A 22766-nucleotide genomic window follows, 5' to 3' on the forward strand; every position below is an offset into this window, starting at 1 on the left:
TCCAGGCAGACCTTGACCTCCGCCCGGTACCCCGCGTCCATGTCTATCCTCTCCTGCCCCCGGTAGAGTCCCTTCACCGCCTTGATAACTACATTCTTCTTTAATTCTTTGATCGCAGCGTCCATTTGGTTCAACCTCCTATATAGCACTATCTCCCCTGGCAATCACTACAAAGGCCGCAAAACTCCAGCCGATGATATACCACATTGAACCCCGTCTTACGGGCCACCCTCTCGTCAATAGCCTTATCAATCGGTTCCTCAACATCAAAAACGCGACCACATTGATCACACCTGAAATGATAATGATTTTCAGCATTGCCATCGAACCTTGCTAACGCACCTGCAAAATCCAGTTCCAGTATCTGTCCCTCATCTTTCATAAGCTTAAGGTTACGATATACTGTCCCCAGGCTTATATTAGGGATATCCTTCTTCACCTGGGCATAAACCCAATCAGCAGTGGGGTGAGACTTTGTCCCTTTCAGCACCCGCATTATCGCTTCCCTCTGTTTGGATTTTCGGTTCATTAAATATAACCCGCCAAGTATCTCTTTAATAATAGTAACTGTTATCAGGATATACTTATCCCAAAATCTTGTCAAGCCTCAAAGTTCTCACTGAATGTTAACCCGCAGGCAGGCCGGGGTCTATGATCTAAGTCACATTAGCACGTAGTTAGCATATATACTTGAATAGGGCTGCAGGTACTGACAACATTGTGGACTTAGGAGACAGCTTCCGGGGACCTGGCACTCACGGAACTTGGCGAGCCCGTAGCCTGTAGAGACTCTGTCCGCTGTCCGAAACTAGTGCTTAGTTGCAGAAAAATGGTGACTGTCAGGTCCCCGACCTGACGGCTAGTGCCCAGTTGCGAAAATAGGCGTCATTCGCTTTGTGAGGGGAGACCGTTCGCCTTCGCTCAGGGTGACAAACCGCATAAATGTCATGGTGACATGTCTCCCACTGTGTCAGGTCATCCTTCTGCGGAAGGACGACAGCCACCGCTCTTAGGTGTCATTCTGAGCGCAGCGAAGAATCTCGATTGTTACGCTGACTTGTGCCACCAGGCACTAGTTAAGCGAGAAGGCATAGGAAGTCACCTGGTACAGATACGTTTTCTTGAGTAAGCCCTGGACTTCCTGTTTTCCCACACCTATGTCTTTATGCAGATGATCGGTGAAGATGTGAAGAAATACCTCAAGAGTAGTCTCGGAACTAATACCACAATGATTACAGCAGTAGATCGGCATCATTCTCCTTATCAAGCTTCATTAGCGTACTACACGCTCTTGTTTATTTCCCGTATTCCCCTTTTCTGCCATTCTTCCAGTTCTATGATATGACCGCTGTGACTGCTTAGGAAGTGTTTGCGTTCTAGAACAGAGTTCTACCCCGTGCGCTCAGTCGTGACCAACGAACAACTCCGCCACTCCCCCAAAAGCAAAAAACTGCTCGCTTCAGCCTCAGGACTATGCCAATTGACCTGTGCACTAAGCAGATGCTAGCATTGCCTTTACCTTGTTGAAGGAGGATGTCATGGAATATAAAACCCTGCAATTCGAGTGTCGCGATCATATCGGTTGGCTCACTCTCAATCGACCCCAGCGTCTCAATGCACTGTCAATCGAAATGGTCCAGGAACTGAGGCACTTCTTTGGCAGTCTGGATGAGCACCTGGAGGCCCGTGTGGTTGTGGTGCGGGGTGCAGGACGGGCCTTTTGCGCCGGGTTCGACGTCAAGGAACTGGCCGAGAGCACGGGCAAAGGGGCCCAGGATGGGAAAGGGCCTCCTGGCCTGGCCACCCATGGCCACATTCTGCAAAGATCCGTCAGTGAAATAGTCATTCAGATGCGCCGTGCGCCCCAGCCGCTCATAGGCGCAATCCGCGGCCCAGCCGCTGGAGGCGGCTTCAGCCTCACCATGGCCTGCGACATCCGCTTAGCCGGCCAATCAGCCCGCTTCAACGCCAATAACATCCGCATTGGATACTCCGGTGGTGACCTGGGCTCCACATATTTCCTGCCTCGCCTCATTGGCCTGTCGCGAGCGGCCGAATATCTCTATACCGGCCGCATGATGGATGCTGCCACTGCCGAGCGAATAGGCTTCGTATCCCGAGTGGTGGCCGACGAACAACTGGACCAGACCGCCGAGGAACTGGCCAGGGAGATGCTCAATGCCACTCCCTTCGCTCTAAGACTGACAAAGGAATTACTTAACATCAATATCGATGCTTCAAGCCTGGCCGCAGCCACAGAGTTGGAAGGTCGCAGCAATCTGCTCTGCGGTTTTACCGAGGATGCTCAGGAGGCAACAAAGGCCGTCTTTTTTGAAAAGCGCCCGCCCATCTACCGTGACGCCTAGCGCCTGAGCGCATCTCTAGGAGAGTCAAGGGAAAACTGGCGTCAGTCTCAACATGGGCAGAGTCCGCCGTTATTCTTCTTTAGAACCTGCTTTGTGCACCGGAAAGCCTTTAACAAAATCCACCAGTTCTCCCTGCTCAAATCCAAGTGACAGAAGCATCTTCTTGAGGCGCTCGTCACTCTGTCGAACCATGAGCCGCGCTTTGATTCCCCTTTTGTGGCACGCTTCGGTGAAGGACTTCGCCAGCATCTTGCCTATACCCTTCCCCTGATAACCCGGATCGACGCCGATGATATTAATCCACCCGCTCAGGGGCAGCGAATATTCAGCTCCCATGACAACACCTAATATGAAGCCGACCACCCGGCCCTCTACCTCAGCCACAAAGGACAGAGGAGGATAGTAGGTCTTAAAGTGACTGCTGACTTTTTGTGGCCAGCTAGACATCCTGTCCTTACCGGTGATCTTCTTGTCTATCTCGATCATAGCCGCCATATCTATATCTGTCATCTCGCGAATCCTTAATCCCTGAATCGGCTCCATTTGTCACTCTCCAATTAACTTTGTCAATATCATATCATACAAGAGCCTTCTTGGGGGATAGTTGCTTTCCGGGCGATCCTGGTGACGGCATCGGTTGAAGATGATCTGATCAAGTATTGGAAATGGGAAGCGCCTGATGAAAGCAGTCATTGAGGTTGAACACCTCAGGAAGACCTACGGGCCAATTATTGCGGTAGATGATATCTCATTCAATGTGATTGAAGGGGAAATCTTCGGTCTCCTCGGCCCAAACGGCGCAGGGAAGACCACAACTGTGGAATGCCTCCAGGGTATGCGGCGGGCCGACGCAGGCCACCTCCGGGTGCTCGGGCTTGATTCACAGTCAGAAGCACAAGCCCTGCGGCAGCGGATCGGCTCTCAACTCCAGGAGTCAGCACTCCCTGACCGTATAAAAGTCTGGGAGGCGCTTGACCTTTTTGCCTCCTTCACCCCTGGCAGATCAACATGGCCCACTCTCATGGAACAATGGGGACTGGCGGATAAACGCAACGCCTCATTCTCCAGCCTGTCTGGAGGTCAGCGCCAGCGACTTTTTATTGCCCTTGCCCTGGTGAATAATCCCGAGGTTGTGTTCCTCGACGAGATGACTGCCGGACTGGACCCAGCCGCCCGCCGGGTAGCCTGGGACCTTATTCGCGCCATCCGTGATCGGGGTACCACTGTTGTCCTGGTCACCCACTTCATGGATGAGGCAGAACGGCTCTGCGACCGATTGGCGGTTGTAGATCACGGGCGGATCGCTGCCCTCGATACACCCCAGGGACTTATCGCCACCTACGCCAGCCAGGTACGAGTCATATTCAGTACCGACCATGCCGATCTATCCTGGCTGGAGCAGATACCCCAGGTACGTAAAGTGACCCGACATGGACCACGGGTTGAAGTCGAAGGCAGTGGCCCGGTACTGGCCCTGGTGGCCACTTCGCTCGTTGAACATGGCATCGTACCAACCGACCTCCGGATCGAACAGCCCACGCTGGAGGATGTATTCCTGAATATTACGGGGCAAGCCATCAAAAGCTGAGGCAAACCTGTGCGCATGCTGTTGAGACTAACCTGGGTGGAGATCAAGCTTTTCGTGCGTGAACCCATCACTATGGTCTTCACCTTCATCCTCCCACTCGTCTTTCTCTTCGTTTTGGGCGGAATTTTCACAAACACTCCGGATTTAGAGGGTACCGCATGGCGAGGCGTCAGACCCATGGACTTCTACACGCCGGCCTACATTGGTCTGGTCATCGCCTCCATCGGTGTTATTGGACTGCCGGTGCATCTCACCGGCTACCGTGAGCGGGGAGTGCTGCGCCGGCTCCGCGCTTCCCCCATCCCCCTCTGGAGCATCTTCGGCTCCCAGATGATCGTCAGCTTTATGATCGCCATACTTGGCGGTGTCCTTCTCACCATTGTGGCATTGCTCGTTTATGATGTCAGACTTCCAGAGTCACCTGCTCTTGTTATCGCGGCTTTCGTCCCCAGTATCCTGATGTTTTCCGCTCTGGGTATCCTGCTGGGGGCTATACTGCCAACCACACGGGCAGCACAAGGGCTGGGCCTGATTCTGTTCATTGTGATGATGCTTCTTTCAGGGTGCGGGCCGCCTCCAGAGATGATGACCAAAGCCATGCAGTGGGTCGGAGATGCCACACCACTACGCTATGTCGTCGGGCTCCTACAAGATCCCTGGCTTGGCTTCGGCTGGAATATGCCTTACTTCCTGATTGTTACTGGTATTATGGTAGTGGCGTCATTGCTCTCAGTCCGCTTCTTCCGCTGGGAGTAAGAAGAATGGAGGCCCGCTTATGGGAAAGGTAAAAAGGATTGCTATTCTTACAGGAGGAGGGGACTGCCCGGGCATAAATGCCGTCATCCGGGCCACTACCAAGAAAGCCATCCTCGAATATGGTATAGAGGTCATTGGCATCAAAGACGGCTACGAAGGGATAATAAACAATCAATATAGAAAACTGGACTATGACGATGTCTCAGGAATACTTACGTCAGGTGGAACAATACTTGGTACCTCGAATACAGCCAATCCCTATAGATATCCTGTAATAAAGGGCAATCAATTGACCTTCGAGAATATGTCGGAAACCACCCTCAAGAACGTGGAGAAGCTCAATATCGATTGCCTCGTATGCATCGGAGGGGACGGCACATTAGACATAGCGCATAGACTCTCGAGAGACGGAATCCCTATCGTCGGGATACCCAAGACAATTGATAACGATCTAAGAGGCACCGACATTGCCTTCGGCTTTGATTCCGCCGTGTACATTGCCACAGAGGGCATTGACAGAGTCCATACCACTGCACAATCGCACCACCGGGTTATGATCGTCGAAGTCATGGGGCGCAATGCCGGATGGATCGCCCTCCATTCAGGCATAGCGGGAGGAGGAGATATCATACTGCTTCCAGAAATTCCCTATGATATTGACGTCGTAGCCGAGAAGGTAAAGGAAAGAAGCAAGAGAGGGAAGCGATTCAGCATAGCGGTAGTTGCCGAAGGAGCCAAACCGAAAGGCGGAGATATAGTCATACAGAGAATAGTGAAAGAAAGCTCAGACCCGATCCGCCTCGGTGGCATAGGTTTCGTTCTCGGGGCCCAGATTGAGGGGAGAACAGGGATTGAGACTCGCACCGTGGTGATGGGGCATCTCCTGAGGGGAGGCTCTCCAACACCCTTCGATAGAGTATTGGCAACAAGGCTGGGCACCAAAGCAGTCGACATGATAAAGAATAAGCAATTCGGGTATATGGTCGGAGTCAAAGGTAACTCTCTCGTCAAAGTTCCCCTGGAGGACGTAGCCACGGGGCCAAGAACAGTTCCATTGGATGACCCGCTCATACAGGCTGCCCGTGCCGTGGGTACCTGCTTTGGCAACTGATGATCTTCCCATTGTTGCGCCTGAAAAATATGTAGTTTAAGCAGCCAGTAGGGACAGACCTTCAGGTCTGTCCGAGGTCTGAAACCAGGGGCAATGGAGGCAAGTGGCCGAGCCTCATTTGTTTCGCAATATCGACCTTCTCCAATGAAATCTCTCGACTGTGAACCCTTCCGGAGCACAAGGAGATAAGGTGGGATTTTGAAACAGAGGCTCTCCTTCTATAGGATAGGGCGAGGCTTTTCGGGCCGTCTCCCATATTCTCGTTCCAGGGACGGGTGAGAACTCAGACAGGTAAGGCCTGGCTCCAGCTTCCTTAACCTTTCTCATGGACTCTTCAACTTCTTCCCTGGTCTGTCCAGGAAGCCCTGAAAGCAAATAGACACCTATTTCAGAACTCCGAAAACCGGCATTCCCCAGAGCTGAAATGGCCTGTAAAAGTTCTTCATAAGATGTCTTACGGTCTATCACCCGCTCGCTAACTGATTCGACAGTTTCCAGCCCTAACCTTATTGTCTTGAACCCGGAATTCTTAAGCACCTTAGCTACCTCTGAAGTAATCCCCCTTGTATGGAGCCCATTGGGAACATGGAATTGAATATCCAGGCCACTCTGGCCAATCTTTTCCATAAGAGGGATAAAATGAGACTGGGTACAGACAAGCAGTGCATCATCATAGAAAGCTATATCTTTCAGGCCCATGGTCCTGTGCATCCAAAGGAGTTCCTCAAAGCAACCTCCATAGCTCTTCTGTCTGAAACAAGGGCTAAGTACACTGGAAGCGCAGTAGCTACAATCAAAAGGGCAGCCTTCAGATGTTGCGAGGATGCCATATCCGGGATTGGCTGCCAGATCAATAGCAGGGTGGCAATCCATTACAGGATCTTCGCTTTCCTGGACAACTATGGGTACGTAGCGAGCTACCAGTTGAAAGAAATCCCTCCCGACCTTCCCCCGATAAACATGATCAGCACCAGAAAACCTCCTTGCATGATCGTGGCATAAGGTAGCATAGATTCCCCCGAGAATAATCGGCGTATCCGGAAGGTGCTCACGCACAATTTCGATGACGCGGAATGCCCCAGGGTACCAATAGGTCATAATCGCAGTAACAAGAACCACATCCGGTTTGGGAGAAGATCCTAGATCTTGCAGAAAAGCCTGCTCAGAGATTCCATAACGGCTGTACCTTCTCGGTATACCCTTAAGAGCCTCCGGCTTCGGGATCTCCTGCTTTGCAAAGTGACCTGTTCCATACTTCTTTCCCTTGCTTATGTCCAGGCAGTCAATGAGAGTTACCTCTACCCCTTTCTCCCTTAGACTTCCGGCGATATACAGAAGTCCCAGCGGTTTGGCCCAAAAATCGAAGGCCGCAAAATCATATATCCACGGATTGATGAGTAACATTCGAGGTACTGCCACTGTTCGGCTACCTTTCCTTGCTCCCCATACTTTGGGAGGGCATTACAGTTGAATTTTATCATGTCCCACTGAACAACGAGGTGGGCCATTTGAGGGGGGGCATGAGCGCCATCTTGACAAGAAGCATGCCAGGGAGCAGTATTTCGGGGGGGAATTCGCATGAAAATCATCAAGGGTGCTGTCCGACAGCAAGCCATCATACATGTCCTATCTTAGAGTTCTGCGAGGCATCTTGAGTCCATCCGGTAAATTTGTCCACTTTGTCCACTTTGTCCACTTTGTCCCAAGAGCTGTCATAGTCATCTTACTTCTGACAGCGGTCGTATCCATCGTCGTTGTGAGAAATACCTCTCTCCCTGCAGTGGCAGTGCAGGAAGAGATGCTTCAGCCAGGTGACATCCTCTTCGTTGATATCTACAAGGGGTGGAGTCAGCCCGGATACTGGGACCACCTGGCGCTCTATGTAGGGGAGCAACCCTACGCGGGAGTGATAGAAGCCACCTATAATCTTGGGGTTTACTACACGCCCCTGCCGGTATTCCTTGAGCGAGACCAGCCCGTGGATATCACTGTCAGAAGGCTCAAGGATATCCCTGGTCGTGAGGAGATAATCCAGAAGGCTATCGACTATGCAATGGCCCAGGTAGGCAAGCCGTTTGACTTCACAGCCACTGCTACCGTACCGCTTAAGGTCAACGAGGAGAATCTACACTGTGCAGAGGTGATATGGAGGGCCTACCTGGCGGCAGGGATAGATCTCGACAGCAATGACGGGCTATTCCTGTTTCCTGACGATATCTACTACAGCCCGAAGCTCGGGCCAATCTAAGCGCAAAGGCCTCAGCTATCGACCGACTAGGCCTTGAGTTTAATTTCGGGATGGCGTGCTGCAATCATCTTACGCATCCCCTCCCGCCATTTCACCTGGCAATCCCCGGCCAGCTCCCTGCGGCGGGTATTGTCGCTCACTATTACTTTGGCAGCCAGCGGGTCATCGGCGGCGGGCTGAAACTCGGGTTTCAGTCCTGCGATCTCTGCCATGTAAGTGCAATAGGTCTGCACATCCACGGCATCGTCCCCTCCCCAATTAACGATGGTGGCGGGCACGCTCGCTGCGGCAAGCAATCCGCCAACCTGGTTATTGATGTCATCCTGGTGAATAGGACTGCAGATCGAAGCACGATTCGGCTGGACCGGCACCGGCATACCGGCGAGCATCCACTCGAATTGCCAGGGGGGCAGCCCTCCGTATACCCCGTAGTACACGTTCATCCGCGCGATGGTGGTGGGGAGACCCAGTTGACGCGCCGTCGATCTCGCTACCGCTTCCTGCGCCGTCTTCGATATGGCATACGTGGGACAATGCATCGATTTATCCCCGCCGAGAGGGTCGGTCTCTTTGACCGGGTGGTGAGGATCTTTCGGCAGCTCATAGACTGCGCAACTCGACATTACGAGGACGCCGCGTGCCCTGCGGCAATGGCTCATCAGAAGGCCGGTTCCCTCGGCATTAACGCGCAGGGCCTGATCGAAGTCCGGGGCGCTTTCCTGATAAACGGCAAAGTGAATCACGTAGGTAAAGTCATCCGGCAGTCCGTGAAAATCCGGGGCTGCCAGGTCCAAGGCACGCGTGGTGACTCCCATTGCCTCCAACTGTTGCCGCTTGGTCTCGTCCCTGAAGCGTGCGAGCCCCCAAACCTGATTATTCTTCGCCAGATATGAAGCCAGGGGAAAGCCGATCTGCCCTGTTAGCCCAGCGAACAAGATCTTCTCATTTCGAAGCGCCTTCATCTCTTCATTCCTCCATTATCTACTCGACTCTCGGATGCAAGCGCCCCTCCCATATCCAGGCAACATTCCTTTCATGGGTGTACATTATATACTCTCCGGCGAGGGGCAGGCCAACCGCCAGGGAGCGAATTCGCAGCTCCATTTTGGGCAACCATAACCTAAGAAGTGGTATAACTATTGTAGGCAGGTCAAAGTAATGGACATTCTATCTAAGCTGCACTCCAGGTCAAGGTTGATGGGAAAGAACATCAGGGTGGACGCATGTCAACTGATCAAGTTCAAGGACGGCAAGTGGCTTGTGAAAATGCAGTTCACGCCGGAAATATACAACGAGGGAACCGCCTTGACTGTGATTACCGATGCCTGGACTACCCTCGAATGGAAGATCGGAACCGGCGATAGTAAGCACGTGAGGCTGGATGACGTGAAGATGATAGACATTAGAACCAGCAACATGCCATTTTCACTGAAAGGCAGGGAGATAGACGCGGGCAAACAATTGGATAATTGCGACCATCTTCTCTTCGAATCTGCGATGTTTGAACCCGAGGACGACAGGCCGCCAACGGATACTGCCATGCAGGCCGAACTTGTCGTTCGCTACACTCGACATGCACGGCCATTGAAATTCGGATTTCAGACCAGCATTAAGGCCGATGTTTCTGACTAGCCTCAGAGCCACGTCATTTGAGGCAGTTATGAGCACTTCGGCGTTTCAGACACAATAGTCATATCACGCGTGTAGCACTGGATGCGTTTCGGGAAGCAACTGAGGACACTGGCGGTAGTGAAGAAAGACGCAACATGTGCTATGCTATTCAACGAACTGGAGGAGGTTCCACCAAGGTTCTGTGTTCATCACCTTTGAGCAACTCAACTCGATCACTAAATGGAATTCGAGGGTATAGTCAATGGCGAAGATAAACCCTCAGAGGATCAGTGGCAATTGGACTGAAGGCTTCGTCCTGGATGTCCACACTCTCAGCAGCACTTTTCTTGGCTATGACGAGTTTGGGCACGAGAGATTCGACACAAAGCGGAGTGAACTAGGGGAATTGCTCTTTAGACTGAAATCCAGGGCTGACGAGTCAGCTCTGGATGACATATTGCAAACTGTTGTAGAATACCTGACGAAAAGCTGGCAGATCGTCGCGTCATTGGATTTGATTATTCCGATGCCTCCCTCCAACATCTCCAGGCTCAGCCAGCCTGTGATGAAGTTGGCAAGAGGAGTCAGTTCTCGGACAGGGGTCCCCATCTCGCAAGATGCACTAGTGAAAATCAAAGAGACTCCCCAGCTCAAGAATGTCTATGACTACCATGAAAGGACAGAACTGCTCAAGGATGCTTTTAGAGCTGAAAGGTCACTAGTGCAAGGAAAATCCCTGTTGCTCTTAGACGATCTCTACAGATCTGGAGCCACCATGAATGAGGCTTCTCGAGTCCTTCGAGAGACGGGGAATGCCAAGATGGTATATGTTCTCGCTCTAACAAAGACGAGGAGCATTAGATGACAAAGGTGTTTATAGGCGGATCGAGAAGACTATCGACTTTGAGCCCTCGTGTCAGGACAAAGCTGAACAGTATTATTCACAAGCGGTACATGATCCTTGTGGGAGATGCAAACGGAGCCGACAAATCCGTCCAGAGGTACCTCACTGACAAGCACTACAATAACGTCATGGTGTTCTGCATGGCCAATGGGTGTAGGAACAATCTTGGCCAATGGGAGACAAGGCGCGTTGAAGTCTCCGCTAGTATCAAAGGCATTGACTTCTACTCCGCCAAGGATCTCGAAATGGTAAAAGAGGCGGACTACGGATTCATGCTATGGGACGGCAAGAGCCGAGGGACTCTTCTGAACATCGTTCGCCTGTTGGAAAGGGACAAGAAAACGTTGGTATATGTTTCGCCTAAGCGGACGTTCTTGACTTTGACCACCCCTGCTGATGTCGAAGGTCTTTTGGCCAAATGTGATGAAGAGCAGCTTGACTTGTTTGGGAACAGGACAGGCATGTCGCAAACGCCGAAGAAGAGAACGACTCAGCATCAATTAAATCTGACCCGTTGACAGCTTCTAGCCCTTTGATCAACCCCAACGGTCTCATGGATTGGCAAGCTAGTCGGTCCCATTTGGTTTTTGTTGACAATTCCATCAATTTGATCTCTCGCTTTAACTCTTTTCAACCAAAAGAGGACGATATCCCGCACATCATTAGCTTGACATTCTCCCTGACTTCGTCATAAGATTCGCAGCCGCAGCTGTTTGCCCCGCACAAGACGGTGACAGGTCTGATAGTCAAGTCCTCCACACGTTTGAATACCTTAGAATTCTCCAGTGAAACTGAATTCAGCGTTTTGTCAATTCTCCTTTGCCGAATGGTGCTTGTCATGGCACCAAGTACAAGTGTCAGCACCACCGGCCGGCACAAAAGAGAGCAGCTCTATGGTGCGACTCCATTCCTTGTCATTCATGTACAGATTGGTATATGGATCCTGGATTATCCTGAGACCTTCCTGATCGAATGTATTCTTGCCTTTGACTGGCAAGAGATACAGATAGTACTTCTCCCCATCAAGCATGGATTTCCTCATTTCATTTCGGGTCCACATGAAGCTGTACCTAGAAGGCGAAACTGCTTTTACCTCAATCAGCCTTGGCGTAGCAGTAGCAGAATCAGCGCACTTCCAGTTGAAGCTCATTATGTCATAGCCAGCGCTCACATCCTTCAGGGCGATATGCTCAATTCGAGACGCTAGGTCTGGGAATTGAGATAGTCTTTGTTTTTCATACTCAATAACTTGCAGTTCTGCTGCTCTCCCGATTTCCTCCCTGCGGTTCTGTACGGACTGGAACTGAGCCAACGACAGTCCGCGGGTAGAGTGAGCCTCGAGGTACTCCTGAAAAGCATCATAGTCCACCGCATATCTCACTTCAACGGGGTCTGCGTAGAGGAAGTCAAGATCAATGAGCAGGTTCCTCAAACCACTGTATTCAAGATTCTGAGAACTGGTCGGGGTGAATTCGTATCGGCCATCTCTAAGCTGGAAATGGGCCAGAAACTCGCGCACATAGTCGTGAAGGCCAGACTCCCGTCAAAGAAGATGTGTCCGCATGAAAGTCCTTACAACTTCTTCGCGCCTCTGCGACTGCCTCAAGTGAGCCAGGAGCGCTTCATAGTCTCCTATTGGTACTATCTCGTTGTGCTTCAGCGCAATCAGGTTCAACTCGCGCAGGAACTCGAGTGTCTCTGAGAAGTTCGGCGACTGCCTGATGTACTTCGCCCTTATGAACTCCATCTCCATGAACGACGAGTCCATAATGGCCTCACATAGGTCCAGTATCTGCTTCGTGGCAACCTTGTCGAATCTAAACATCACTGCCCGCCAAATAGCCGTTTGTATGCCTGTAGTTCATCATCCCCGGCAAACATATCCATAGAGTATATGGCATAGTCATCATCGATCAGAGAATACATCCTCTTGGCCTTTCTCTCCAAGTTGTCTGCTATGTCTTGCTCAATTGTGTTGCTATACCGCAGGAAGTGATAATTGGCTTGTCTGTGCTCGGAGCCACCGACACGGTGTATTCTGTCCAAGGACTGTAGATACTGAGCACAGTTGTAGCTGAGATCATAATACACGGCATGGAAACATGTTGTGTGCAGCGAAATTGACTCGGCACAAGCGGCCGGATTCGCAACCAGAATGTCCAGCCCACTGTCGGTATCCAAGAATTCAGCACGAATTGTCTCCCTTGTCTGTTCTTCATGAATCGATGTCTGTTCCGTCGGTGTCGCACCATAGATTAGTTTGCAGTAGAAGCCAGCTTCGGTGAGATGCGTGACCAACAGCTTGAGCGTGCCTATGAAGTGAGCCCAGATTACCACTTTCTGCTTCTGACTCTGCAATTCCCGCACCAACTGAGTTAGACAGGAAAGCTTGGCAGGCGTTTCCAAAGCATCATAGTCGCGAATGATCGTACTTAAATCTGGCTCATCGTCAATGAGACTCTCTGAGTACTCCTCCAAAGCAAACGAGAGGAGCTTTGGATATGACACACATTGCCTCAGTCGGGTGACCCTTCCCCGCCGCAGTCTGTCAATCACGTCTATGTTCTTGAGATAGTCCGCCTTTGAGTAGCGCCTTATCTTGGTTTCTATGGCGTCATAGACCTTCCGCTCAAGTATGTTCATAGATAACAGAAGAGGCTCGTGAAATTTCGGGGGCATGAGACCCAGGTCAGACTTCCTTACGCGATACGAGAATGGACCGATGTTACTAGTCAACAACTGCCTTGCAGATTGCATATCATCGTTTCGCTCGTAGATCTGTATTCGTTGCTTTGCCTCTTGGTCCAGAGGTGTGTGGTCTGGCCACAGAAAGTCAAACATGTTAAAGACATCCATGTAGCTTCTGGGAATCGGCGTGCCCGTGAGAACACACCTGAACTTTGCATGTTTGGATATACTCAGTACTGCATCTGCCCACTCGCCACCCAGCTGCTTCATATAGTGAGCCTCGTCTACCACCAAGAATGCATTGACTCCGTTCTGGTCCAGAAACGCTGCAACTTCGTTGTGATCATTGAGTAGAGTCTGATAAGTTGTGAGATACAGTTCCCCCTTTTGGGAAGCAGGGCGGTAATATTCGCCCAGCCTCTGCCGTTGTTCACCTCCCGCAAGGATCCTGGTATCCGGCTTGCGGCCGAGTGTGAGAGAGAACTCGCTTCTCCAAGGCCCAAAGCATGCGGGAGGGCCCACCACATACAGCATGTTGACTTCGGACTGCATTCTGAGTCTCTCGTATACAGTCAGAACCACCGAGGTCTTGCCACTCCCTGGTACAGAGAAGTTGGCCCCGTTGCGGACAAGATAGAGGTGGAATGCTGCTTTCAGCTGATGACTCTTCAGTTTTCTGCAGATGAAGTTGTTGACAAACGATGCAAACTCATCGAACAACGCTTGGTCAAAAGTGCCCTCTTTGTAGCGTCTTCCTGAGGCTCTTATTGCTTGCCAAGTATCAATGGCCGAGGTTACCTTTGACAGGTAATCCGCGCAGGACGGAGTCAGAGACTGGGAGACTCCTTCTTTGTCAAAGTATCTTAGGACTTTCAGCAGCACCGTGTCGATCTGATCAGAAGATAGTGTATAGGTGTCGGTTATGGAGACGTTTGTGAATCCCCAGAAGCGTATCTGGCTGATCTGGTTGGGCTTGAGCTTTGCCTGAACTGCATGTAGACTCAGGACGCCGTCTTTGAGATCTACCACTATCATCTGTCAACACAACCTAGCTCTTTGGTTTGTGATCCAGTTGCTTGACCACCTTCTGGCACTGGTACAATTCTTTTTCGAGATCAATGGCGCGCTGTCGGATTTCCACAACAAGTTTTCGAGCCCTGTCCAGGTCATTTGTTGCTAGAGCTTCTGGATCCATGTCCTCGTGATTGAGCTTGCCAAGAGCTGCTTGAAGGAGAGTCAGTGGAGTCTCCTGGCCTTTCGTGTGTTGGTAGCACTTCTGCGCTTTCTTGACGTGTTTTGTTATCCTAGCAACATGTTTGGCTCCCCATATCTTGTCTATTCTGCGTTCATCGTATTCTTTGCCGTTCTCGTCGAACCTCTCCTCTTTTGTCAAATCCAACTCAACATCTGCTAGCTTGAGGATCTCCCTCTTTGCATCCTCATTTGCCAGCATCTTTGGCAGATCTCTCATGATCTTGTGGAGCTTAGGCAGGTCCGGCAATTCCCTTCTGCGTATGATCTTGAAGGCAGCGACTTCAACCTTGCCAACCTCGTCTTCGGCAACACCTAGCTTCACACGTTTCTTGTCATCCTCGAGTTTCTGATAGACAAAAGTGTAGTAGTCTAAGAATGCCTGCCAACGGCCTTCCGGATCACCCAGGCCTGTAGATACGGTGCTGTATAGTCCATTTCTGCCAAGTTGCTCCAAGTATCGGTCAACACACTCCAGTGGTTTGAGGTACTCCTTTTCAACTTTCTGGACTTCCTCCCTGAACTTCTTGTCGTTCAAACCTGCATAGATCGGGTCATCCCTCAGTTGTTGCTCTAGTGACATCCCGAAGGCAATCTTCCGACGCATTGAAAGGGCTCTGTCGAATGCATAGTACTCGGCCTTCGCTTCGCTCTGGAGCTGGTAGCGGTTCTCGATCTGCTCGATCTCCAACAGGGTAGGTGGTCCACCTTCACCCTCTGCATCCTTACCAGGAAGTATGACCACTCTCATGTCCTGGAATCTCGGATCTGCTGGATGCTTCTTGCGAAGGATCTTGAGAGCCATCAATCTCCGATTGCCATTTATAAGAAACCCATCGGAGGTTATGATAGCCGCTTCTCTCTGGCCCTCGTATTCCATCGAGCTGAGCAATTCCTCCGTCTTTTCTTTGTCTTTCTCCTTGAGAAAACCCTCAATCAAATGCTGAGCTGTGGCACTCGTTTCGACGAGCAATCCGTGTGCCTTTTGATAATTCAAAACATCCGACGAGATTCGCCCGTTGTCCTTCCTGTAGCGAAGTAGGTCAATCGGCACGTAGTAGATATCTCGCTCCTTTCCGTCTCTACGGTCCGTTCTGAAGTCAATCACATCCTTTGCGGGCTTCGGACCTTGCCTTTTCTTTGCCTGAATTTCTGCCGCGAAATCAGTGATTATTTCTCTGGGAATGGGCATGGTTAGCTTGTTCATGGATTCCTCCCGTATTCTTCGTGGTGGCTAATGGGTTCGTAGAACCGACTCGGTCCATCCTGCAGTGATTGACGGCCGGTGTCTTCAGCTGCGTAGTGCAATTCAGGATTATCTTTGGCCACACCAATTGAACACTCGTTACACCCAAGCCAAGGGTTGATGTTCTCTCAAGAACATAGCATGGGCGATACCAATGAGTCAATGTCCGGTAGCTGAGCAGTATCGTCTGTCCAGCGCCAGGCTACTCAATAGAGAATCCTTTGCCTCATTGGCCGAAAATGATAGACTATGGGCAGAGATAAGCAGGGGCCGCTATGCTCGAACTTGACAAGATCTATCAAGGTGACTGCCTCGAAATACTTAGGACGCTTCCTGATGCTTCCTTTGACCTGATCTTCACATCCCCGCCTTACGCTCACAATCGAAGGTCAACTTACCAAGGAGTTGCCATGACTCGCTATGTCGAATGGTTTGTTCCAATATCGTTGGAGCTTAAGCGCGTTCTCAAGCCTGATGGCTCATTCGTCTTGAACATCAAAGAGCGCGCAGTCAATGGGGAACGTCAAACATACGTGCTGGAGTTAATCCTGGCCATGAAAGGCCAAGATTGGCTTTGGACTGAAGAGTATATCTGGCACAAGAAGAACTGCTATCCTGGTCGATGGCCCAATAGATTCAGGGATGCCTGGGAGCGTTGTCTGCATTTCACCAAGCAGAAGCGTTTCAAAATGCACCAAGAAGCTGTGATGGTACCTATAGGGAGCTGGGCTGAGAAGCGATTGCCGCGGTTAACCAATGTAGATCGTATCAGAGACGAATCACGTGTTGGCAGCGGTTTTGGCAAGAATGTGTCCAATTGGCTGGGCAGGGATAACGTATACCCAACAAATGTGCTCCATCTTGCCACTGAGTGCTCCAACAGAGGACATAGTGCGTCGTTTCCCGCGACTCTGCCGACTTGGTTTATCAAGCTTTTCACTCGCGAAGGAGAGTTAGTTCTTGATCCATTCATCGGATCAGGGACGACTGCAATGGCCTGCATCAACCTGCGAAGACACTACGTTGGAATCGAATATATGCAAAGCTACTATGCCCTAGCGGTCAAGGCAACCGAAAAGGCAAAGAACGGGGGCCAACGGTAGTGAGAACGCCTTTGCATCCAGCACTCATTGACCCCCCGCAAGCTCATTCCAAGTACTGGTGACCCTGGGTTTCTTCTGCGAGGTAGTGGGTATGTCTTCATGATGCCGTCACGACTCACTAGTCGTTTTATTGAGCCGCCTATCCGATTTACTTCTCTCCCAGCAACATTCTCCAATTGGCTAGAGGGGAAGAGGGATATCATCCCATATAACCTTGCGTTGTCCTAATGGACGTTTGACGTGCCCCCTGGGAAACTGACCCAGTGTCAGTGCAAGCCTTAATCAGGGTTGTGACTACACCAGACTAAAGGCAAAGCTGTGGGTTCTTCCTATCGTGACCTCACCTCCATCATAGGTGATTCGAACCAGTGCTAGGCTGATAAGCTGAAAGCCAGTTCAAAGGTTCTGCGTATTGTACGGTGAAGCCCACCATACAAGACTCGAACCCCCGACGCCCTGATTAAAAGATACAGACCCTTCGTCCCGCCCAGTACCTCAGAATAACACGAAATGCCATTGTCCTCGGAGCTAGTGTAGTTTTTCAGAAAAGACTTAACAATAGAATCCAGAAGGAATATACAATGGATTCCATGTCAAGCACGGAATGACATATTGTATAGGTATTTCGATGACACTACACTCGAGGTCAAATGGGATAGTAGATGGTGAGCCGCGGGGGATTCGGACCCCCGACGCCCTGATTAAAAGTCAGGTGCTCTACCCCTGAGCTAGCGGCCCACAGCTATCTATTCTACCGTATTCCTCAGGGAATTGTCTGCCCCCCCAGTCTTGGGGGCAACTAAAGATGGGGGACAGTCTCGCTCACGAAGTTTGACAGTGGCAGCGTGTAGCACGTAAAATTCTCATTTAGTCTGAGTGAAACCCGCATCATCTCCGGATCACAGTCAAGCAGGGATACTGAAGGAGGATAGTTCATGGAGTATACCGACCTCATCGTCGAAAAGAAGAATGGGGCAGTCTGGATCACCTTGAACCGGCCGAAGGCGCTGAATGCCCTGGCACCTGATACCCACAGGCAATTGCAGCACGCCTTACTCGAAATTGACAAGGACCCCGAGGCACGTGTGGTAGTCATCACCGGTGCCGGCAGGGCCTTCTGTGCCGGCGGAGACCTGAAGTGGATAAGCTCTCATAAGGGCGATCCCATTACCATAGCGGCCTATGGCCAGCAGTTTCATGATACGTTCTATATTATTGAGCACATGACCAAAGTAGTGATTGCCATGGTGAACGGTCTGTGTTACGCCGGCGGCATTGAACTGATGGAAGCCTGTGACCTGGCTTACGCTGCTGAAGACATCTCGCTGGGAGACCAGCACGCTACCTACGGTCTCATACCCAGCGGCGGCGGATCACAGAGGCTGCCCCGCCTCATCCCGTTGAGGAAGGCCAAGGAGCTTCTGTTTACCGGTGAATGGCTCACAGCCAAAACGGCAGAGGATTTGGGACTGATAAATAAGGCAGTGCCGGCTGATAAACTGCTGGAGACGGTCAATGAGGTGGTGAACAAGATGCTGGCGCGAAGCCCCATGGCCTCGAAATGGATCAAATACTCCGTGAACCGGGGCATGCAGGTCGATCTGTATACCGGCCTGGAAATCGAAAAAGCGGCTTCGATGGCCCACTTCCAGACGCAGGACTCCAGGGAAGGCATCTCTGCCTTCATGGAGAAGCGAAAGCCCAACTTCCCGGGGAAATAAGGCTTGGCAAGAGAGCGACAAGAACAGACGAGGAGGGCAATTAATGGAGTATACGCATATCATCGTTGAGAAAAAGGACGGCATAGGCAAGATCATCATAAACCGTCCGGACGCGCTGAATTCCCTGCATCCGGACACCCATACGCAGATGCAGCACGCGTTGCGGGCGCTGGACACTGACCCCGAAGTGAGGGTGATCATCCTGACCGGCACCGGCAGAGCCTTCTCTTCAGGCGCAGACCTGAAACACATCGCCAGCGTCGCCGATAAACCGGCGGAAATAGTGGCCTACGGCCGCATGTTCGATGCGACTACCTACCTCATTGAACACATGGCCAAGGTGGTCATCGCCATGGTCAACGGCCTTTGTCTGGCCGGCGGCATCGAAGTGATGGAGGCCTGCGACCTGGCCTACGCCTCCGAGGACGCCAGAATCGGCGACCAGCACGCCAACTTCGGCCTCATCCCCACCGGCGGCGGATCACAGCGGTTGCCCCGGCTGATTCCATTGAGAAAAGCCAAGGAGCTTCTGTTCACCGGCGACTGGCTCAGCGCCAAGGAAGCTGAGAAATGGGGGCTGGTAAACAAGGCCGTCCCCGCCGATAAGCTTGAAGCCACCGTCATGGAGGTGGCCAACAAGCTGAAGGAAAGAAGCCCGATGGCCTCGAAATTCATCAAATACTCCGTCAACCGCGGTATGCAGGTTGATCTGTATACCGGCGTGGAACTGGAGAAGGCCGCTTCCATGGCCCACTTCCAGACGCAGGACTCCAAGGAAGGTATCTCCGCCTTCATGGAGAAGAGAAAACCTAACTTCCCTGGAAAATGACATTGACAGCTACAATTCCGGCTGATTGAGTTCATTAAGTCCCTTTCCCCAACCAGGGAAGGGGACTTATGATATCGGCTGAGAGAGGAATATATGTTCAAACCGGTTGGCAGTAAGGTGAGCTTCCCCAAGGTGGAGGAGCACATCCTGGATTTCTGGAAGCAAAACGGCATCTTTGAAAAGAGCGCCGAGCTCCATAAGGACGGCCCGCAGTTTACCCTCTACGATGGGCCTCCTACTGTCAACGGCAACCCGGGCATTCATCATGTCCTCTCCCGCATCTACAAGGACGTCATCCCCCGCTACAAGACAATGAAGGGATTCCGCACCTTCCGCAAGGCAGGCTGGGATACCCACGGCCTGCCTGTCGAGCTGGAGATAGAGAAGGAACTGCGCTTCAACAATAAGGCCCAGATCGAGCAGTTCGGGATCGATAAGTTCAACGTTCGCTGCCGTGAAAGCGTCCTGCGCTACCTCAAGCGCTGGGAGGAACTCACCGAGCGAATAGGCTTCTGGCTGGACGTGAAACATCCCTACATCACCTTTGACAACACCTACGTTGAGTCCCTCTGGTGGATCATAAAGACGCTCTGGGACAAGGGCCTGGTCTACCAGGGCTACCGGGTAACGCCCCACTGCCCCCGCTGCGGCACCTCCCTCAGTTCCCACGAGGTAGCCCTGGGCTACAAGGATGCTGAAGACCCATCAATCTTTATCCGCTTTCGGCTGAGCAGTGACGCACAAAACAACGATGCCATGAATGCCCTGCAAAAACTGGGGTGGGACTTTCAGAAAGGCAAGTGGGCCGGGGAAGCACCCTGCGTACTGGCCTGGACCACCACACCCTGGACACTGACAGGCAACGTCGCCCTGGCGGCAGCCCCGGATGAGACCTATGTTCTGGTCAAGGCTCGAAACCAGCAGGGAACCACAGAAAGGCTTGTCCTTGCCAGGGCTCTCCTTGACCCGGCTTTGGGCACCGGGAGCTGGGAGATACTGGAGGAGTTCGCCGGCAGGGACCTGGACGGGCTTTTCTACGACCGCCTCTATGAGCCCAAGGCCGAGTTTGTGGCCCCCGGTGAGAAACTGCCGGCACACAGCCGCGTCGTCGCCGCTGACTTCGTCTCCGTCACCGATGGCACTGGCATTGTGCACATTGCCCCTGCCTTCGGAGAAGAGGACTTCGACCTGGGCAAGTCCCGTAGATTGCCTATGGTGCAGAGCGTCGATCTGGACGGCAAAATGATTCCCAACAACAAGGCCTGGGATGGCAAATTCGTCAAGAAAGCCGACCCCATGATCATGGAGGACCTGGAACAGCGCGGCCTCCTGCATCACCGGACCACCGTGGTGCACACCTATCCCTTCTGCTGGCGCTGCGATACCCCACTCCTCTACTACACCAAGCCATCATGGTATATCAAAACGACGGCCCTGAAGGACAAGCTCATCCAGGGCAACCGCGACATCAACTGGTACCCCGAATATATCAAGGAAGGCCGCTTTGGCGACTGGCTGGAGAACAATGTCGACTGGGCCTTCTCCCGCGAAAGATACTGGGGAACCCCGCTGCCTATCTGGCGCTGCGAGCAGCACGCAGATCACCTCGAATGTATCGGCAGCATCGAGGCCTTGAAAAACCAGCCAGGCCTGGAAGGGCTGGCCGAGCCCCTCGACCTGCACCGTCCCCACGTGGACGGGATCACCTTCCGCTGCCGCCAGTGCGGGGGCACCATGAGGCGGCTGCCCGAAGTCCTCGATGCCTGGTTTGACTCGGGAGCCATGCCGTATGCCCAGTTCCACTATCCCTTCGAGAACGTAGAGGAGTTCGAGAGCCACTTTCCTGCCGACTACATCTGCGAGGCCATCGACCAGACGAGGGGCTGGTTCTATACCCTCCACGCTTTATCCATCCTGCTGAAAGACAAACCTTGCTTCAAGAATGCCATCTGCCTGGGGCATATCCTTGACGCCAAAGGCGAGAAGATGAGCAAGACCAAGGGAAACGTGGTTGACCCGTGGAAGATCATCAATAACCAGGGGGCAGATGCCCTGCGCTGGTACATGTTCACCTGCACCCCGCCGGGCAATGTGAAGCGGTTTTCCGCCGAGCTGGTTACCGAAGCCATGCGGAAATTCCTCTCTACTCTATGGAACACCTACTCCTTCTTTGTCATCTATGCCAATATCGACAGCTTCGACCCAACTGCAGCCGCCCCACCCTCATCCGGTTCCGACCTGGACAGATGGATCGTCTCCGAGCTCAACCAGCTCGTCGACCAGGTGGATAAAGCATTCGATAACTATGATCCCACCGAAGCGGGGAGAAGAATCGAGGAGTTCGTCGACTACCTCTCCAACTGGTATGTCAGGAGAAGCCGGCGGCGTTTCTGGAAGAGCGAGAACGACGCTGAAAAGCTGGCGGCTTATTTCGCCCTCTATCAATGCCTGGTCACCCTGTCCAAGCTTCTGGCACCGCTCACACCCTTCATTGCCGAGGAGCTCTACCAGAATCTGGTGAGATCGGTTGACCCCGGAGCGCCGGAGAGCGTGCACCTGTGTGACTTCCCCGCAGCCGACCTGTCCAGGGTCGATGGCAAGCTTTCCACTGATACCCGCCTGGCCATGAAGATCTGCAGCCTGGGACGGGCTGCCCGGAGTAAAGCTGGCATCAAGGTACGTCAGCCCATAGCCATGGTGGTCATCAAGACCAGATCAAAGGGCGAAAGACAAAGCCTGGAAGGCCTTGCTTCCCAGGTGCTGGAAGAGCTCAATGTCAAGGGACTGGAATTCGTAGAGCAGGAAAGCGACCTCACCGGCCAGCCGGGCTACTGCCTGGTCGAAGAAGGAGGCTATACAGTCGGGGTGACCACCGATATTCCCCCTGAGCTCATCGATGAGGGGATAGCCCGGGAGATAGTGCATCGGCTGCAGACCATGCGCCGCACTGCTGGCTTCGAAATTGCCGACTACATCATCACCTACTACCAGGCAGAGCCGCCTCTTCAGAAAGCCATTGAGAACCTCTCCTCGTATATCAAACAGGAGACGCTCTCCAACCAACTGATCTGCGCTGCGCCGGCAGAAGGCTCTCACACCGAAAGCCACCGCATCGATAGCCACACCATCACGCTGGGCGTGAAAAGGGTAGTCGGAACGCCGCCCAGGCCAAACTGAGCAAACAACTTTCGATTTGCAGAAGGTGATAAGGGATGGAGTTCTTCGTAGCAATTCTTGCATTTCTGTCTATTCCACTGGGTTCGGCTCGATGCTGTATCTGTTCATCATCGAGGCCACCTCAGATAACAATGAGTCCGATGTGGCCTGAAGAACTTCAAACTGTC

General features: G+C 52.2%; 21 protein-coding genes and 1 tRNA gene. 12 read left to right on the forward strand and 10 right to left on the reverse strand.

Annotated elements, in window-relative coordinates; translation table 11 throughout:
• Window positions 1–148: 148 nt before the first annotated feature.
• On the reverse strand, window positions 149–604 hold the full coding sequence (locus NTZ04_06035) for a transcriptional repressor (protein MCX5991871.1): 456 nt from the start codon (window positions 602–604) through the stop codon (window positions 149–151).
• Between the two features lie 468 nt (window positions 605–1072).
• The gene (locus NTZ04_06040) at window positions 1073–1255 is read right to left on the reverse strand and encodes a hypothetical protein (GenBank protein MCX5991872.1); all 183 of its coding nucleotides are present in this window, start codon (window positions 1253–1255) and stop codon (window positions 1073–1075) included.
• Window positions 1256–1538: 283 nt separating this feature from the next.
• Between NTZ04_06040 and NTZ04_06045 the strand changes: the two genes are divergently transcribed.
• Window positions 1539–2366: an enoyl-CoA hydratase-related protein gene (locus NTZ04_06045; GenBank protein ID MCX5991873.1), complete on the forward strand. Its 828-nt coding sequence runs from the start codon at window positions 1539–1541 to the stop codon at window positions 2364–2366.
• Between the two features lie 69 nt (window positions 2367–2435).
• Here the strand turns inward: NTZ04_06045 and NTZ04_06050 are convergent, their stop codons facing one another.
• Complete coding sequence (locus NTZ04_06050; GenBank protein MCX5991874.1) at window positions 2436–2909, reverse strand: N-acetyltransferase; 474 nt, start codon at window positions 2907–2909, stop codon at window positions 2436–2438.
• A 136-nt stretch (window positions 2910–3045) separates the two neighbouring features.
• Here NTZ04_06050 and NTZ04_06055 point away from each other — a divergent pair, with 136 nt between their 5' ends.
• From NTZ04_06055 to NTZ04_06065, 3 genes are read left to right on the forward strand one after another with little or no spacing between them, the layout of a single operon-like run.
• The gene (locus tag NTZ04_06055; protein ID MCX5991875.1) at window positions 3046–3954 is read left to right on the forward strand and encodes an ABC transporter ATP-binding protein; all 909 of its coding nucleotides are present in this window, start codon (window positions 3046–3048) and stop codon (window positions 3952–3954) included.
• Window positions 3955–3969: 15 nt separating this feature from the next.
• On the forward strand, window positions 3970–4710 hold the full coding sequence (locus NTZ04_06060; GenBank protein MCX5991876.1) for an ABC transporter permease: 741 nt from the start codon (window positions 3970–3972) through the stop codon (window positions 4708–4710).
• Between the two features lie 19 nt (window positions 4711–4729).
• Window positions 4730–5821 carry a 6-phosphofructokinase gene (locus NTZ04_06065; GenBank protein MCX5991877.1) on the forward strand — a complete coding sequence of 364 codons (1092 nt, stop codon included), beginning with the start codon at window positions 4730–4732 and terminating at the stop codon, window positions 5819–5821.
• Between the two features lie 114 nt (window positions 5822–5935).
• Here NTZ04_06065 and NTZ04_06070 read toward each other — a convergent pair whose 3' ends face one another.
• Window positions 5936–7240, reverse strand: a complete 1305-nt coding sequence (locus NTZ04_06070) for a B12-binding domain-containing radical SAM protein (protein MCX5991878.1) — start codon at window positions 7238–7240, stop codon at window positions 5936–5938.
• Between the two features lie 202 nt (window positions 7241–7442).
• On the opposite strand from NTZ04_06070, the gene NTZ04_06075 reads away from it, so the two are divergent.
• On the forward strand, window positions 7443–8069 hold the full coding sequence (locus NTZ04_06075) for a YiiX/YebB-like N1pC/P60 family cysteine hydrolase (protein ID MCX5991879.1): 627 nt from the start codon (window positions 7443–7445) through the stop codon (window positions 8067–8069).
• 26 nt (window positions 8070–8095) lie between these two features.
• Here NTZ04_06075 and NTZ04_06080 read toward each other — a convergent pair whose 3' ends face one another.
• Window positions 8096–9031: an NAD(P)-dependent oxidoreductase gene (locus tag NTZ04_06080; protein MCX5991880.1), complete on the reverse strand. Its 936-nt coding sequence runs from the start codon at window positions 9029–9031 to the stop codon at window positions 8096–8098.
• Window positions 9032–9227: 196 nt separating this feature from the next.
• Between NTZ04_06080 and NTZ04_06085 the strand changes: the two genes are divergently transcribed.
• From NTZ04_06085 to NTZ04_06095, 3 genes are all read left to right on the forward strand, one after another.
• A complete protein-coding gene (locus NTZ04_06085) occupies window positions 9228–9701 on the forward strand; it encodes a hypothetical protein (protein ID MCX5991881.1) in 474 nt (157 codons plus the stop codon).
• Window positions 9702–9942: 241 nt separating this feature from the next.
• Window positions 9943–10545, forward strand: coding sequence for a ComF family protein (locus tag NTZ04_06090; protein MCX5991882.1), 603 nt, complete (start codon window positions 9943–9945; stop codon window positions 10543–10545).
• Entirely contained in the window at window positions 10542–11102 is a 561-nt protein-coding gene (locus NTZ04_06095; GenBank protein ID MCX5991883.1) for a hypothetical protein, read from the forward strand. The genes NTZ04_06090 and NTZ04_06095 overlap by 4 nt, the downstream gene beginning before the upstream one ends.
• A gap of 290 nt (window positions 11103–11392) precedes the next feature.
• On the opposite strand, the gene NTZ04_06100 is transcribed toward NTZ04_06095, so the two are convergent.
• From NTZ04_06100 to NTZ04_06115, 4 genes are read right to left on the reverse strand one after another with little or no spacing between them, the layout of a single operon-like run.
• Entirely contained in the window at window positions 11393–12103 is a 711-nt protein-coding gene (locus NTZ04_06100; protein MCX5991884.1) for a DUF3883 domain-containing protein, read from the reverse strand.
• A gap of 24 nt (window positions 12104–12127) precedes the next feature.
• Window positions 12128–12409 carry a hypothetical protein gene (locus NTZ04_06105; protein MCX5991885.1) on the reverse strand — a complete coding sequence of 94 codons (282 nt, stop codon included), beginning with the start codon at window positions 12407–12409 and terminating at the stop codon, window positions 12128–12130.
• On the reverse strand, window positions 12409–14307 hold the full coding sequence (locus NTZ04_06110; GenBank protein ID MCX5991886.1) for a DEAD/DEAH box helicase: 1899 nt from the start codon (window positions 14305–14307) through the stop codon (window positions 12409–12411). The genes NTZ04_06105 and NTZ04_06110 overlap by 1 nt, the downstream gene beginning before the upstream one ends.
• Window positions 14308–14320: 13 nt before the next feature.
• Window positions 14321–15730 (reverse strand): hypothetical protein, encoded by a 1410-nt coding sequence (locus NTZ04_06115; protein MCX5991887.1) that lies wholly within the window; start codon window positions 15728–15730, stop codon window positions 14321–14323.
• Window positions 15731–16044: 314 nt separating this feature from the next.
• On the opposite strand from NTZ04_06115, the gene NTZ04_06120 reads away from it, so the two are divergent.
• Complete coding sequence (locus tag NTZ04_06120) at window positions 16045–16872, forward strand: site-specific DNA-methyltransferase (GenBank protein ID MCX5991888.1); 828 nt, start codon at window positions 16045–16047, stop codon at window positions 16870–16872.
• Window positions 16873–17535: 663 nt separating this feature from the next.
• Here the strand turns inward: NTZ04_06120 and NTZ04_06125 are convergent.
• Window positions 17536–17610 (reverse strand) — tRNA-Lys (locus tag NTZ04_06125).
• Window positions 17611–17807: 197 nt separating this feature from the next.
• Between NTZ04_06125 and NTZ04_06130 the strand changes: the two genes are divergently transcribed.
• From NTZ04_06130 to ileS, 3 genes are all read left to right on the forward strand, one after another.
• On the forward strand, window positions 17808–18593 hold the full coding sequence (locus tag NTZ04_06130) for an enoyl-CoA hydratase/isomerase family protein (protein MCX5991889.1): 786 nt from the start codon (window positions 17808–17810) through the stop codon (window positions 18591–18593).
• A 43-nt stretch (window positions 18594–18636) separates the two neighbouring features.
• On the forward strand, window positions 18637–19422 hold the full coding sequence (locus tag NTZ04_06135) for an enoyl-CoA hydratase/isomerase family protein (protein MCX5991890.1): 786 nt from the start codon (window positions 18637–18639) through the stop codon (window positions 19420–19422).
• 93 nt (window positions 19423–19515) lie between these two features.
• Window positions 19516–22599 carry an isoleucine--tRNA ligase gene (gene ileS, locus NTZ04_06140; protein MCX5991891.1) on the forward strand — a complete coding sequence of 1028 codons (3084 nt, stop codon included), beginning with the start codon at window positions 19516–19518 and terminating at the stop codon, window positions 22597–22599.
• Window positions 22600–22766: the final 167 nt, after the last annotated feature.

The sequence above is a fragment of the Chloroflexota bacterium genome, assembly GCA_026389585.1.
Lineage (GTDB): Bacteria > Chloroflexota > Dehalococcoidia > UBA2247 > RBG-13-53-26 > JAPLHP01.